The 13,347-nt window shown below is 67.4% G+C and carries 15 protein-coding genes; 11 read left to right on the forward strand and 4 right to left on the reverse strand.

The features are described 5' to 3' along the window. Nucleotides 1-8 precede the first annotated feature (8 nt). The 6 genes from rlmM (at nt 9) to LRA98_RS04290 (ending at nt 4,777) form a co-directional block, all read left to right on the forward strand. Nucleotides 9-1,031, forward strand: coding sequence for a 23S rRNA (cytidine(2498)-2'-O)-methyltransferase RlmM (gene rlmM / locus LRA98_RS04265; protein WP_238632502.1), 1,023 nt, complete (start codon nt 9-11; stop codon nt 1,029-1,031). Between the two features lie 84 nt (nt 1,032-1,115). Continuing rightward, on the forward strand, nt 1,116-1,532 hold the full coding sequence (locus LRA98_RS04270; RefSeq protein ID WP_201171135.1) for a SufE family protein: 417 nt from the start codon (nt 1,116-1,118) through the stop codon (nt 1,530-1,532). 74 nt (nt 1,533-1,606) lie between these two features. After that, nucleotides 1,607-1,765, forward strand: coding sequence for a hypothetical protein (locus LRA98_RS04275; protein ID WP_201171187.1), 159 nt, complete (start codon nt 1,607-1,609; stop codon nt 1,763-1,765). Between the two features lie 19 nt (nt 1,766-1,784). Continuing rightward, nucleotides 1,785-2,810, forward strand: coding sequence for an alpha/beta hydrolase (locus LRA98_RS04280; protein ID WP_238632503.1), 1,026 nt, complete (start codon nt 1,785-1,787; stop codon nt 2,808-2,810). A gap of 180 nt (nt 2,811-2,990) precedes the next feature. Next, nucleotides 2,991-4,376: an NAD(P)/FAD-dependent oxidoreductase gene (locus LRA98_RS04285; protein ID WP_201242174.1), complete on the forward strand. Its 1,386-nt coding sequence runs from the start codon at nt 2,991-2,993 to the stop codon at nt 4,374-4,376. A gap of 29 nt (nt 4,377-4,405) precedes the next feature. Beyond that, a complete protein-coding gene (locus LRA98_RS04290; RefSeq protein WP_238632504.1) occupies nt 4,406-4,777 on the forward strand; it encodes a hypothetical protein in 372 nt (123 codons plus the stop codon). 103 nt (nt 4,778-4,880) lie between these two features. Here the strand turns inward: LRA98_RS04290 and LRA98_RS04295 are convergent, their stop codons facing one another. After that, the gene (locus LRA98_RS04295; protein WP_238632505.1) at nt 4,881-5,327 is read right to left on the reverse strand and encodes a host attachment protein; all 447 of its coding nucleotides are present in this window, start codon (nt 5,325-5,327) and stop codon (nt 4,881-4,883) included. Between the two features lie 89 nt (nt 5,328-5,416). Between LRA98_RS04295 and LRA98_RS04300 the strand changes: the two genes are divergently transcribed. Genes LRA98_RS04300 through LRA98_RS04315 form a run of 4 tightly spaced genes read left to right on the forward strand, consistent with a single transcriptional unit; the run spans nt 5,417 to nt 8,652 of the window. Further along, the gene (locus tag LRA98_RS04300; RefSeq protein WP_201171153.1) at nt 5,417-6,310 is read left to right on the forward strand and encodes a deoxyribonuclease IV; all 894 of its coding nucleotides are present in this window, start codon (nt 5,417-5,419) and stop codon (nt 6,308-6,310) included. A gap of 19 nt (nt 6,311-6,329) precedes the next feature. After that, a complete protein-coding gene (locus tag LRA98_RS04305) occupies nt 6,330-7,391 on the forward strand; it encodes an NAD(P)/FAD-dependent oxidoreductase (RefSeq protein ID WP_201242172.1) in 1,062 nt (353 codons plus the stop codon). Further along, entirely contained in the window at nt 7,388-7,969 is a 582-nt protein-coding gene (locus LRA98_RS04310; protein ID WP_201171155.1) for a tRNA (mnm(5)s(2)U34)-methyltransferase, read from the forward strand. Before LRA98_RS04305 ends, LRA98_RS04310 begins: the two co-directional genes overlap by 4 nt. Nucleotides 7,970-7,980: 11 nt before the next feature. After that, nucleotides 7,981-8,652, forward strand: coding sequence for an SDR family oxidoreductase (locus LRA98_RS04315; protein WP_238632506.1), 672 nt, complete (start codon nt 7,981-7,983; stop codon nt 8,650-8,652). Here LRA98_RS04315 and LRA98_RS04320 read toward each other — a convergent pair. Continuing rightward, nucleotides 8,627-8,953 carry a HigA family addiction module antitoxin gene (locus LRA98_RS04320; RefSeq protein WP_201171163.1) on the reverse strand — a complete coding sequence of 109 codons (327 nt, stop codon included), beginning with the start codon at nt 8,951-8,953 and terminating at the stop codon, nt 8,627-8,629. The genes LRA98_RS04315 and LRA98_RS04320 overlap by 26 nt on opposite strands. A gap of 141 nt (nt 8,954-9,094) precedes the next feature. On the opposite strand from LRA98_RS04320, the gene LRA98_RS04325 reads away from it, so the two are divergent. Continuing rightward, a complete protein-coding gene (locus LRA98_RS04325) occupies nt 9,095-10,873 on the forward strand; it encodes a phosphoenolpyruvate carboxykinase (GTP) (RefSeq protein WP_201171165.1) in 1,779 nt (592 codons plus the stop codon). Nucleotides 10,874-10,969: 96 nt separating this feature from the next. On the opposite strand, the gene metF is transcribed toward LRA98_RS04325, so the two are convergent. Together metF and ahcY are read right to left on the reverse strand one after the other, a co-directional pair. Further along, nucleotides 10,970-11,884 carry a methylenetetrahydrofolate reductase [NAD(P)H] gene (gene metF, locus LRA98_RS04330; RefSeq protein ID WP_201171167.1) on the reverse strand — a complete coding sequence of 305 codons (915 nt, stop codon included), beginning with the start codon at nt 11,882-11,884 and terminating at the stop codon, nt 10,970-10,972. A gap of 162 nt (nt 11,885-12,046) precedes the next feature. After that, complete coding sequence (gene ahcY / locus LRA98_RS04335) at nt 12,047-13,339, reverse strand: adenosylhomocysteinase (protein WP_201242169.1); 1,293 nt, start codon at nt 13,337-13,339, stop codon at nt 12,047-12,049. Nucleotides 13,340-13,347 lie beyond the last annotated feature (8 nt).

A 13,347-nucleotide genomic window follows, 5' to 3' on the forward strand; every position in this document is an offset into this window, starting at 1 on the left:
ATGGGGGCATGGAACTGCAAGGCTGGATCCTCCACTGCCGCGCCGGCTACGAGCAGAGCCTCGCCTCCGAGGCTACCGCAGCGGCGCGCGAAATCGGCGTACACGGCTATTGCCGGGCACGGGAGCAGAGCGCCTATGTGGTCTTCCACGCCCCGGCCGGGGACGCCCCGCAACAGCCACCGCCATTGGTCTTTGCACGCGCTGCAGCCGGCCTAGTCGACGAGCTGCAGGGGCTCCCGGAAGGCGGCCGCGCGGAAGCCATCGCGGCGGCGCTACCCCCGGCGACCGGCGGTGCCTCCCCATGGCTCGAGTACCCGGACAGCGACGAAGGCCGTCCCCTGGCCCGCTTCTGCCGACGCTTCGCTGGCCCCCTGCGCCACGCGCTGACTCAGGCCGGGGTGACTGCCGGCGATCCGCAGCAGCGTCTGCGCCTGCTGTTCCCCGACTCCCGCCACTGCTTAGCCGCTGTCGGCCCTGCCAGCGGTTGGCCGGGCGGCATCCCCCGACTGCGGATGCCGCGAAGCGCGCCAAGCCGCTCGGTGCTCAAGCTCGAGGAGGCGCTCCACCGCCTGGTTCCGGAGCATGAGCAGCCCTACCCCGGCGAACACGCCGTGGACCTCGGGGCGGCCCCGGGCGGCTGGACCTGGCTGCTGCGCGAGCGCGGGCTCACCGTGACCGCCATCGATAACGGCCCGCTCGCCCCGGACCTTGCCCAAGATCCCGGTGTCGAACACCGGCGTACCGACGCCTTCCGCTTCCGGACACGAGCGGAGGTGGACTGGCTGGTCTGCGACGTCGTGGACCGGCCGCAGGGGATCACACGCCTGATGGCACAGTGGCTGCGCGAGGCGCGGGCCAGGGCGGCAGTATTCAATCTGAAGCTGCCCATGCGCCGTCCACTGGAGACCGTGCGCCACGCCCTGGAGGCGATCCGAGCCACCGGCGCGCGGGTGCACGCCGCGCAGCTCTATCACGACCGTGAGGAGATTACCGTCTACGCACGGCGGACGGCCTCGCGGAATCGGTCGTAACGTATTATCCTATAGATCCCTATCTGTACTCCGCCCGGTGCCGGACCCACCGCACCGGCCAGACTCCGATCACGATAAAAGCCTATGGATCTCAACGAGTTAAAGGAGACCTTCGAGTTCATTGAGGACTGGGAGGAACGCTACCGCATCCTGATCGACCTGGGCCGGCAACTGCCGGAATTCCCGGAGGCGGAACGGACCGAGGCCAACCGGGTGGAGGGCTGCACCAGCAACGTCTGGCTGGTGTGCCGGCGCGATGAAAACGACCCGCAGCGGCTGGTCTTCCTCGCCGACAGCGACGCTTTCATCGTCAAGGGATTGATTGCGCTGGTGCTCATGGCCTACTCCGGCGCCACGCCGGACGAGATCCAGCGGACCGATATCCGTGAGGTGTTCCGCCAGCTGGGACTGGAGCGCAACCTCAGCCCCAACCGGCGGGACGGCTTCTTCGCCATGGTCGATCGCATCCATGAGCTGGCCGCCGAGGCTCAGGCCGCCTGAGCCACCGGAACAGGTCGCAGACGCAAGCCACCCACCAGGCGCCAACCAACTCAGGACGGATGAACCGAGACCCCTTGCAGAAACAACCCGATATCAAGCAGCGGCTGCAGGAACTCTCCCTCGACCAGCTGCGGGAACTCCACCGAGCCATCGACCGGGAGATCGAGGCGCGTTCCTTTGCCGACAGCCTCGAGGCGCAGATGCGTCTGTTCATGCGCCGTCGCGACCAGTAGGCAGCCAACCGGGGCCCCCTTGCGCAGACTGACCCTCGCCATCACCCCGCTGCTGCTCGCCACGCTGGCGGTCGGCTGCAGCCGCGCCGCTGTGGACGGCCCGGCAGACCCGCCCGGCGAGACACCCGCCTGGGGTGAGGGGTACATCCTCGCCGACGACGGTTACCGGCTACCTTACCGACGCTGGGGCCCCGAGCACGACGACAGCGCCGACGCTGTGGTTCTGGCGCTGCACGGGCTCAATGACTATAGCCGCGGCATGCGCTTCGCTGCCGAATACCTCGCCGAGGGCGGGGTCGCCACCTACGCCTACGACCACCGAGGTTTCGGTGAAACCGGGGACGCGGGCACCTGGCCTGGGGGGCAGGCACTGATCGACGATGCCGCCACGGCCGTCGAGCTGCTGGCCGAACGCTACCCCGATACCCCGCTCTACCTCATGGGCCATAGCATGGGCGGGGCCATCGCCATGATCCTGGTCGCCGAACAATCGCCGGAGGCGATCACCGGCACCGCGCTCCTGGCCCCGGCGGTCTGGGGGCGCGAGGCGATGCCCTGGTATCAGCGCACCGGCCTGTGGCTCTCTTCACGCCTGACCCCCGGTCTGCGCCTGAGCGGCGAGGATCTGGGGGTCGATCCGACGGACAACCCCGAGGTCCTCGAGGAGTGGCGAGAGGATCCGCTCATCCAGCGCGAAGTCAGTGCCCGCGCCTTGGCCGGGGTCACCGACCTCATGGACCGCGCCCTAGAGGCCAGCGAGCAGCTGGACTCGCGGGCACTGATCCTTTACGGCGAGCAGGATGAGGTCATCCCGCCAGAACCCACCTGTCTGATGCTCCATCGGCTCCCGCAGCGCCCGCCGGGACAGTGGCGCCTGGCCCTCTACCCGGAGGGCCATCACCTGCTGACCCGCGACCTGCAGCGCGACCGCGTACACGCGGACCTGCTTGCCTGGCTCCAGGACCCGGAGGGGGCGCGTCTCCCGTCGAGCCACGAGGTCGGGCATCGGGAGGGGCTGTCGCGACTGTGCGGTCACCGCGACTGAGCCGCCCCCTCACCCCGGGGCGACGAACCATCATTGACATGATTAATATCAAATCGACGCTTTGACAGCGCCCGCCACTCGTATACATTGAGCAAACATCGCGAGAGATCGATATAACCGATCCGCGGCGCTTCACAAGCGGACAAAAAACAACTGCAGCATGCAGTCAGGAGGAGCGAGATGAACGACCACTCCCCATCCGGGTCCGAGGGGCTCGACCTCAAGCGCCTGGTGGAGGCCTGCAGCCGGCGAGACTTCCTCAAGCTCTCCGGGATGAGCACCGGGGCGATCGCGGCCGGCGCCCTCGGGGCGGGCACCCTGCTCCACAGCGAGCCGGCCCGGGCGGTTCAGACCAACGCCCGCATCGTGATCGTCGGTGCCGGCGCCGGCGGGCTCAACGCCGCCAACCGCTTGCGCCGGGCCCTGGACGGCGCCGAGATCACCCTCGTCGACCGCCGCGAGGACCACTACTACCAGCCCGGACTGACGCTGGTGGCCACCGGCGAGTGGCCTCGGAGCAAGACCGAGGACCGTAACGAGCGTTACGTCCCCAGCGGGGTCAACTGGGTCAAAGCGATGGTCGCCGAGTACGACCCGGAGAACAACCGCCTCGTCACCGACGAGGGCGAGACCTTGGAGTACGACTACCTGGTCGTGACCACCGGTCTGGAGCTGCGCTTCGACCGCATCGAGGGCATGAGCGCCGACCTGATCGGCTCCCACGGCATCGGCTGCGTCTACGACAACCCCGGCAACGCGTCCGCCACCTGGAACGCGGTGGAGAACTACCTGCAGGAAGGCGGCAAGGGCCTGTTCATCCGCCCGCCGGGGGCGATCAAGTGCGCCGGCGCCCCGCTGAAGATGAGCATGATCACCGAGCACCGCCTGCGCCAGCGAGGCATGCGCGGCAATGCCGACCTCCATTACTACGCTCCGGGCGACGGCCTGTTCTCACAACCGGATATCGACGAGTTCCTCAAGCGCCACTTCCCCGAGGAGCGGGACATCGACGTGCACTGGCACCACCGGGTCAAGGGCATCGAGCCGGAGCAGAAGCGGGTCACCTTCGAATCGGACGGGGACGGGGAGTACACCGAGTCCTACGACTTCATCCACCTGCCGCCGTCGATGAGCGCCCCCGAGCCGCTGCGCGAGAGCGATCTCGCGGCCCGGGAAGCCCCTTACGCTGATGGCGGCTGGTTGGAGGTGGATCAGTACACGCTCCGGCACAAGCGCTACCCGAACGTCTTCGGAGCCGGCGACTGCTGCGGCGTGCCGATCGGCAAGACCTCGGCCACGGTCAAGAACATGACCCCGGTCATGGTCGAGAACCTGATCCGCGTCATCCAGGACCGGGAGCCCACCGCCGAGTTCGACGGCTACACCTCCTGCCCGCTGATTACCGAAATCGGCCAGGCGATCCTGGTGGAGTTCAACTACGATCTGGAAATGACGCCCTCGTTCGGCTTCATCAGCCCCTACCGCGAGCACTGGATGGCCTGGGTGATGAAGGAGCACCTGCTGCTCCCGGCCTACAACGCCATGCTCCACGGCCGCATGTCCTGAACCAGCGAAGGGGGTAGAGAAGCATGATTATGGAAACCATTACCGTGGCCATCCAGTTCCTCGGGGGCACCCTGCCCGCGATCATCATCCTGGCCATCGTCGACCTTATCCTGCTGGCCCTGCTCATCGCACGCGTAGGCAGCAGCTTCCGCAACTTCGGTCGGGCCCTGGGCAGCGCCCTGGGCGTGGGCGGTGTCGTGGCCCTCATCTCGGTATTCCTGCTGCCGGCCCACACCGGCGCGAGCTGGGCCAACCTGTACGGAGCCACCGACTATCTGGGCCTGCTCGGCATCTCCGTGGGGCTCGGCCTGGCCGCGGCCGCCGCGACCTTCCCGCCGATCCAGTACCTGCTGGGCATGGCCCCGTCGGGGCATGGGCAGCGCCAGAGGGCCCGCGCCTGATCGGCACCATACCTGGGCGCCGGGCCTTCCCCACGGACCGGTGGAATACAGCAAGGCCGCCCCGAAGGGCGGCCTTGCTGTCTGCGGGTGTGGCATCGGCTGCTCAGAAGAGGAAATCCGGCAGATGTTTGCGGATTTGCTCGGGCCGCTCCAAGTGGCAGATGTCCTTGTCCACCTCATGGCTGATCGCCGCTTTCAGCCCACCATCTAAGTGATGCCGGACCTGTCCGAGAAAATGCGGCGCAGCCGCCACCACCAGATGCTCGAAACGCTTTTGCTGATGGGCCTGCTCAAGCCATCGCACCAGCTCACGGGCAAAACGATCTGACTCCACCTCCTTGATGTCGGTGGGCGGATCCATCGCATGGCGCCCACCTCCGGCGGACTCCGAGATCCGACCCGGGCGGTCCGTCACCAACTCATGGGCCGGTACACGCAGCTCCGGGTTCACCCAAGTCTCGACCTCCTGCAGGGACTGGCCCGAGCGCTGGTCGCTGGCAAAGACCCGTGCCTGGGCTGCGTCGGCTGCCACTACCCACACTTTCGACATGTTGCGACCTCCTTCGCGCTGATGTCATAACCCATGCGTGCCTACCCCAATATTAGTAGACTGCGCCCCTTTCCCGAGGAGGACAAGCCATGCCCGAACTCGGCGCTCACGTCTCGGCGGCCGGCGGGCCGCAGCGCGCCCCGGAACGCGGCCGGGAGATCGGCTGCGATAGCATCCAGGTCTTCACCCGAAACCAGCGCAGCTGGCAGGTCAAGCCGATCACTGCCGAGGAGGCCGAAGCCTTCCGACGCGTTCGGGCGGAGCAGGGCATCGGTTCGGTGATGAGCCACGCCTCCTACCTGATCAACCTCGCTGCCACCGATCCGGAAAAGCACGCCAAGTCGCAGGCAGCGCTGGAAGCCGAACTCGAGCGCTGCCACCGGCTCGGCATTGAACTGCTCAATTTCCATCCCGGTGCCCACCTCCAGGCCGGAACCGAGGCCGGGATCGAGGCCATTGCGGCCACGCTCAATGCCATCTGCCGCAACCACCCGGACAAAACGGATGTCTGTCTCGTCCTGGAGAACGTCGCCGGCCAGGGCACCACCGTGGGCGCCGACTTCGCCGAGCTGGCCGCCATCCTGGAACGGCTGGAGACCCCGGAACGCTTCGGGGTCTGCATCGACACCGCACACGCCTTTGCCGCCGGCTACGAGCTGCATACCGCTACGGGCTGGGAGGCCATGTGGGCAGCCTTCGACACCCATATCGGCCTGCGCCGGCTGGTCGCGCTGCACCTGAACGACTCGCGCCCACCCTGCGGCAGTCGCAAGGATCGGCACGCGCTTATCGGCCGTGGCGAGATCGGCCCCGACGCCTTTGAGCGCGCGGTCACCGACGCCCGCACCCGCGCCCTGCCACAACTGCTCGAGACGCCCGCCGGCCCCGAGGGCTGGGCGCGCGAGATCGAATGGCTGCGTGGCTGCGCCCGTGGCGAGCGCCCTGCTCTGCCGGAGATCGAAGACCGCAACATCAACCTGTGACCGCTGTGAGGAGTCCCCAATGAGCCAACCCCCCTTCCTGATCGTCGGCCAGGGCCTCGCCGGCAGCCTGGTCGCCCTGAGTCTGCTCGAACGCGGAGCGGCGGTGACTGTGGTGGATGACGGCAAGACCGACGCCCCCTCGCGGGTCACCCCGGGACTGGCCACACCGATCGCCGGTCCGCGCCTGACCTTCCCCCCTAGCGGCGCGGAGACCGCCGCCGGCTCGTGGCGGCGCTATCGCAGCCTGGAGCGGTGCTTCGGGCAGCGTCTGCTGCAGTCCCACGACATCCTGCACATGGCCGGCGGCCGCGAAGAACTGCGGCAATTCCAGAAGCGCAGCCTCGACCCGGCATTTGCCCGCTGGCTCGGGCGGCAGTTCTCACCCGGCGATCACGATGGCGTTCTGGCCGACCCCTGGGGCGGGTTCGAGATCCGCGGTGGGCAGGTCAACGTCCCGGCGCTGCTCGGTCACGTCGCCGACTATCTGCGCGATCGGGACTCGCTGCGCGACGGGATGGTAACGACCGAGGAGCTCCGAACCGATGCCGATGGAGTCACCTGGCAGGGCCAGCGCTACCGTGAGGTGGTCTTCTGCGACGGCCCCAGCGGCTCGGACAACCCTTGGCTGGCCGGCGTCGGTCTGCAGTGCGTCCCCGGCGAGGTGCTCACCGTGCGCCCCACGCACCCGATCCCCAACCACATCTACCATGGCCGAGCTGGCTACCTGGCACCGCAGCCCGGACAGCGCGGCGTCTTCCGGCTCGGCGCCACCTACGGCAAGCCCGACACCCCTGCCGCAGCCACCGAGTCCGGTCGCGAAACCCTGCTCGGCCAGCTCCCCCGTTTGCTTTCTCGGCCGCCACGGATGGAGGTCGTCGAGCATCGGGCCGGCACCCGACCGGCCACCCCGCAGCGCTGCCCGGTGCTCGGCCGAATCCCCGGCCGACCGGCCGCCGTACTCAACGGCCTCGGCGCCCGCGCCATGCTCCAGGCCCCCTACCTAGCCGAGCGGCTGGCCGAGCACCTGCTCGAGGACGCACCACTGCCCGAGGGTTGCCTGGCACCCGCTCGCCCGGAATGAGCGAACCCCTGACGCAGACCGCTCACCGCCACGTGGCCCAGGTGCTGGGCCGTGGCGGCCGCGCGGTCGACGCCACGGCCGGCAACGGCCACGATGCCTGCTTCCTGGCCGCCCAGACCAACCCCGGAGGCAGTATCCTGGTCATCGATCTGCAGTGGGACGCCCTGCAGAATACGCGGGCTCGCCTAGCAGCACGCGGACACCTGCCCGCCTGCCACCTGGTCCAGGCCGATCATCGGCACCTGGCCGGCTTGACGCCGCCGGACTGGCACGGCAGCGTCGATACCGTCATGTTCAACCTCGGCTACCTGCCCGGAGGCGACCGAAGCGTCACGACGCACCCGGAGCGGACCAGGCCGGCACTGGACGCCGCCCGGCAACTGCTCAGGCCCGGCGGCCTGATCAGCGTCATCGCCTACCGGGGGCATCCCGGCGGTCCGGACGAGGCCCGCTGTGTGGCGAGCTGGATGGCCACCGCCGCGGCCGCCGGCGACCTCTGGCAGGAGCGGGGGAGTGGCGGCGATACCGCCCCGATCCTCCACCTGCTCTGGCGCCGCGCCGAGGGCGATCACCACTAGGAGGCAGCATAATGGCGAAATTGATCCTAGGCGCCAACCGAGGCATCGGCCTGGAGACCACGCGGCAGCTTTGTGCGCGCGGCGACCACGTAATCGCTACCGCGCGCAGCGCCTCGGAGGAGTTGCGCAACACCGGCGCCCAGGTCCACGAAGGAGTGGACATCACCCGGCACGACACGCTCGATGCCCTGGCCGACCAACTGTCCGGGCAACCCCTGGAATGGGTCCTGGTGGTCTCCGGGCTGATGCGGGTCCAGCGCCTGGGCGCCCTCGACGAGGCCGCAGTGGCGGGTATCCGCGCCCAGTTCGAGACCAACGCCCTCGGCCCGCTGATGGCCGCGGAAGCTCTCCATCCCCTGCTCAGCGACGGCGGTAAACTGGGGATCGTCACCAGTCGCATGGGCTCGATCGGCGACAACACCTCTGGCAATAGCTACGGATACAGGATGTCGAAAGCCGCGGTGAACATGGCGGCCGTTTCGCTGGCCCACGACCTACGCCCGCGCGGGATCGCCGTGGCCCTGCTACACCCCGGCTGGGTGCGCACGGACATGACCAGCCAAAACGGCCTAATCGACCCGCCGGAGTCCGCTGCCGGGCTGATCGACCGGATGGACCACGTCAGCCTGGAGGACTCGGGGCGCTTCTGGCACGCCCCTAACCGGGAGATCCTTCCCTGGTAGCCAGCGGCTGGATCGTCTCCAACTTGCCCTGCAAAACGATCTGCGCACGATCCAGGTCGTACTGATTCTGCAGCTGCAGCCACAGTTCCGGCGCAGTGCCGAAAAAACGGGCCAGACGCAGCGCGGTATCCGCTGAGATGCCGCGCTTGCCCAATACCAGTTCATTGATGCGCCGGGGCGGCACGCCGATGGCGCGGGCCAGCTTGTACTGGGACAACCCGGCCGGCTCGAGGAACTGCTCGAGCAGCACCTCGCCCGGGTGGATAGGCATCCCGGCGGTGGTGTTCCGTCTTTGGCTCATGCCGTAACCATAACGCACCCCGTTCAGGCCGCAAACGCGGACACCGTGGTAGGCTGCGACTTAACAATCGCGAAACCATGACCCATCATGTTCATTGATAGGTCGTTGCTAAAACCGACGCCGTGCCCCACGGGAGGAACCATGACGGAACACCAACAGCTGCTTCGTTGGGTCGAGGAGATCCGCCAGCTGTGCCGACCGAGCAACGTCCACTGGTGTGACGGTTCAAGGGACGAGTACCAGGCCATGTGCCAGCTCATGGTCGCCGACGGAACCGCCCAGTGGCTCAACCCCGAGCTACGCCCCAACAGCCTGCTCATTCGCTCGGACCCGGCCGATGTGGCTCGGGTTGAAGACAGCACGTTCATCTGCTCGACCGATCCCGACGACGTCGGCCCCACCAACAACTGGGCCGACCCGGAGGAGATGCGCAGCCACCTCCGCGGCCTGTTCGACGGCTGCATGGAGGGCCGCACCCTCTTCGTGATTCCCTTCTCGATGGGGCCGGTGGGCTCGCCGATCGCGCACATCGGCGTCCAGCTCACCGACTCGCCCTACGTCGTGGCCAACATGCACATCATGACCCGTGTAGGTCAGCCGGTGCTCGACGTCCTCGGCCGTGACGGACGCTTCGTCCCCTGCCTCCACTCCGTGGGCTATCCGCTGCGTGACGGCGACCCCGGCGTGCCCTGGCCCTGCGATCCGGACAACCGTTACATCGTCCACTTCCCCGAGTCCCGGGAGATCTGGTCCTACGGCTCGGGCTACGGCGGCAACGCGCTACTCGGCAAGAAGTGCTTCGCCCTGCGCATCGCCTCGGCCATGGCCCGGGACGAGGGCTGGCTGGCCGAGCACATGCTGATCCTCAAGCTCACCAGCCCCGATGGCGACGTCCAGTACATGGCCGGGGCATTCCCGTCGGCCTGCGGCAAGACCAACCTGGCCATGCTGCGGCCGCCCATGCCGGGCTGGAAGGTCGAGACCATCGGCGACGACATCGCCTGGATGAAGTTCGGCTCTGACGGGCGCCTCTACGCCATCAACCCCGAAGCCGGCTTCTTCGGGGTGGCGCCGGGCACCTCGTACAAGTCCAACGCCAACGCCATGGAGGCCCTCCACGGCAACGTCATCTTTACCAACGTCGCCGGAACGCCCGAGGGCGACGTCTGGTGGGAAGAGATGACCGACGAGCCGCCGGCCGAACTCACCGACTGGAAAGGACGCCCGTGGACGCCGAACAGCGGCGAGCCGGCAGCCCATCCCAACGCCCGCTTCACGGCCCCGGCCCACCAGTGCCCGGCGATCGCCCCCGAGTGGAACGACCCGGCGGGTGTGCCCATCGACGCCATCATCTTCGGTGGCCGCCGGGGCGAGACCATCCCCCTGGTCCAGGAGGCGCGAGACTGGCAGCACGGGGTCTTCCTCGGCTCGGTCATGGGCAGCGAGAAGACCGCCGCTGCCACCGGCAATCTGGGGGCCCTGCGCCGCGATCCCATGGCCATGCTGCCGTTCTGCGGCTACAACATGGCTGACTACTTCGCCCACTGGCTCCGGCTGGGCGAGCAGTCGGGACGCCAGCTACCGACGATCTATCACGTCAACTGGTTCCGCAAGGACGACAACGGCCGCTTCATCTGGCCGGGCTTCTCCGATAACGCCCGGGTCCTGAAGTGGATCTTCCAGCGCAACCGAGGCGAGATCGACGCCCTCGAGAGCCCGATCGGGCGGCTGCCTCGCCCCGGCGACGTCGACCTCAGCGACCTGGAGATCGGCCCGGAGACCCTCACCGACCTGCTGGAGGTGGACGCCCCGGGCTGGCGGCGGGAGATCGAGCTTATCCGCGATCACTACGCGCAGTTCGGCGACCGGCTCCCGGCGCAGCTCTGGCAGGAGCTGGAATGGCTGGAGGAGAACCTCTAAAACCGACCCATCGGCCCCAGCCCATTGCAAAAGACCCCCGCCAGGCACCTGCCCGGCGGGGGTCTCGTTCCGGCCGATTCTGGTGCAGCGCCGGTCTCAGGGCTGCGCCGGCACCTCGACCTCGTCCGGCTTGCGCACCTCGCCGCCGGTCTGCTCCGACAGCCCGAGGTTGTGCCAGATGCGCTCGACCACCGGCGCCTTGTTCAGGGCGTAGAAGTGGATACCGGGCGCACCGTTGTCCAGCAGGTCCTCGCACAGCCGCGTCACGACGTCGATGCCGTACTCCATCCGCGACTGCGGGTCATCCTTCCAGGCCTCCATCCGCTGTGCCAGCCAGCGCGGCATATCGGCCTTGCAGGCCGCGGCGAAACGCGCCTGCTGCTCGAAGTTCATCAGCGGCATGATGCCGGGGACGATCGGGATGTCCACCCCGCGCTTCTCGCAATCTTCGACAAAGCGGTAGTAGCAATCCGCGTTGTAGAAGAACTGCGTGATTGCCGAGTCTGCGCCGGCCTTGGCCTTGCGGACGAAGTTCTCAATATCGGTCAGGGCGTCCGGGGCCTCCGGGTGGAACTCCGGATAGGCACCCACCTCGATGTAGAAGTGGTCACCGGTGACCTCGCGGATGAGCTCGACGAGCTCGTTGGCGTAACTCAGCTCGCCCTGGCCCATGGATCCGGAGCCGGACGGCCGATCGCCGCGCAGGGCAACGATGTACTTCACACCCTGCTCCTTGTAGTCGAGGATCATCTGCTTGAGCCGATCCCGACTGGCGTCGATGCACGACAGGTGGGGCGCCGCGTCGGCGGTGCTGCTGCGCTGGATGTCGATGACCGTCTCGAAGGTGCGATCCTGGGTCGACCCCCCGGCGCCGAACGTCACCGAAAAGTAGGCCGGGTTCAGCCGCTCCAAGCGCTCCCGCGTGGCCTTCAGGTTCTCGGCCCCCTCGTCCGTCTTGGGCGGGAAGAACTCGAAACTGAAGACGCGGGGGTGTTTCTTTTGACTTTCCATTGAACCCCTCCGATTGACTCGAAGCGTTCAGTGCTCAGTGTTCAGCGTTCGGACCGCTTGGCCCGAACGCTGAACGCTGAACGCTCTGGGCGCTCAACCGAGACCCCGGGGGCTGCTGGGCAGCCCCCGGGTCTGTCGGTCAAGCCGTAGTGGCTTACCGGCTTAGTAGCGGTACCACTCCGGCTTGAACGGCCCATCCACGGAGACGCCGATGTACTCGGCCTGCTCCTCTCTGAGACGGGTCAGGTTGGCGCCGACGCGGCCCAGGTGCAGCGCCGCAACCTTCTCGTCCAGGTGCTTGGGCAGCACGTAGACGTCCTTCTCGTACTTGCCAGGGTTGTTGTAGAGCTCCATCTGAGCCATGACCTGGTTGGTGAACGAGTTGGACATCACGAAGGACGGGTGGCCGGTGGCGCAGCCCAGGTTCACCAGACGGCCCTCGGCGAGCAGGGTGATCTTCTTGCCGTCCGGGAACTCGATGTGGTCGACCTGCGGCTTGATCTCGTCCCACTTGTACTGCTTCAGGCTCGCCACGTCGATCTCGTTGTCGAAGTGGCCGATATTGCAGACGATGGCCTCGTCCTTCATCGCCTTCATGTGATCGTGGGTGATCACATTGTAGTTGCCCGTGGCGGTGACGAAGATGTCGGCCACCGGGGCGGCCTCTTCCATGGTGACGACCTTGTAGCCGTCCATGGAGGCCTGCAGGGCACAGATCGGGTCGACCTCGGTGACCCACACCTGGGCGCCCAGGCCACGCAGCGACTGCGCCGAGCCCTTGCCGACGTCGCCGAAGCCGGCCACGACAGCCACCTTGCCGGCGATCATGACGTCGGTGGCGCGCTTGATGCTGTCGACCAGCGACTCACGGCAGCCGTAGAGGTTGTCGAACTTCGACTTGGTGACCGAGTCGTTGACGTTGAACGCCGGCATGCCGAGCTCGCCCTTGCGGCTCATCTCGTAGAGACGGTGCACGCCGGTAGTGGTCTCCTCGGAGACACCGTAGATGTCCTTCATCATGTCCGGGTACTGCTCGTGGATCACGGCGGTCAGGTCACCACCGTCGTCCAGCAGCATGTTCGGCTTCCAGCCGTCCGGACCGTTGATGGTCTGCTCGATGCACCACCAGTACTCCTCCTCGGTCTCGCCCTTCCAGGCGAAGACCGGGGTGCCGTTGGCCGCAACGGCAGCGGCCGCCTGGTCCTGAGTGGAGAAGATGTTGCAGGAGGACCAGCGAACCTCGGCCCCCAGCTCCTGCAGGGTCTCGATCAGAACCGCGGTCTGGATGGTCATGTGCAGGCAGCCGGCGATGCGCGCACCCTTGAGGGGCTTCTGCGCGGCGAACTCGCGCCGGGTCTCCATCAGACCCGGCATCTCGCTCTCGGCGATCTTGATCTCCTTGCGGCCCCAGTCGGCCAGGGAGATATCGGCAACCTTGTAGTCTTGATTACTCATGCTATCGA

Origin of the sequence: Halorhodospira sp. M38 (assembly GCF_022227985.1) — a bacterium.
Taxonomy (GTDB): domain Bacteria; phylum Pseudomonadota; class Gammaproteobacteria; order Nitrococcales; family Halorhodospiraceae; genus Halorhodospira; species Halorhodospira halophila_A.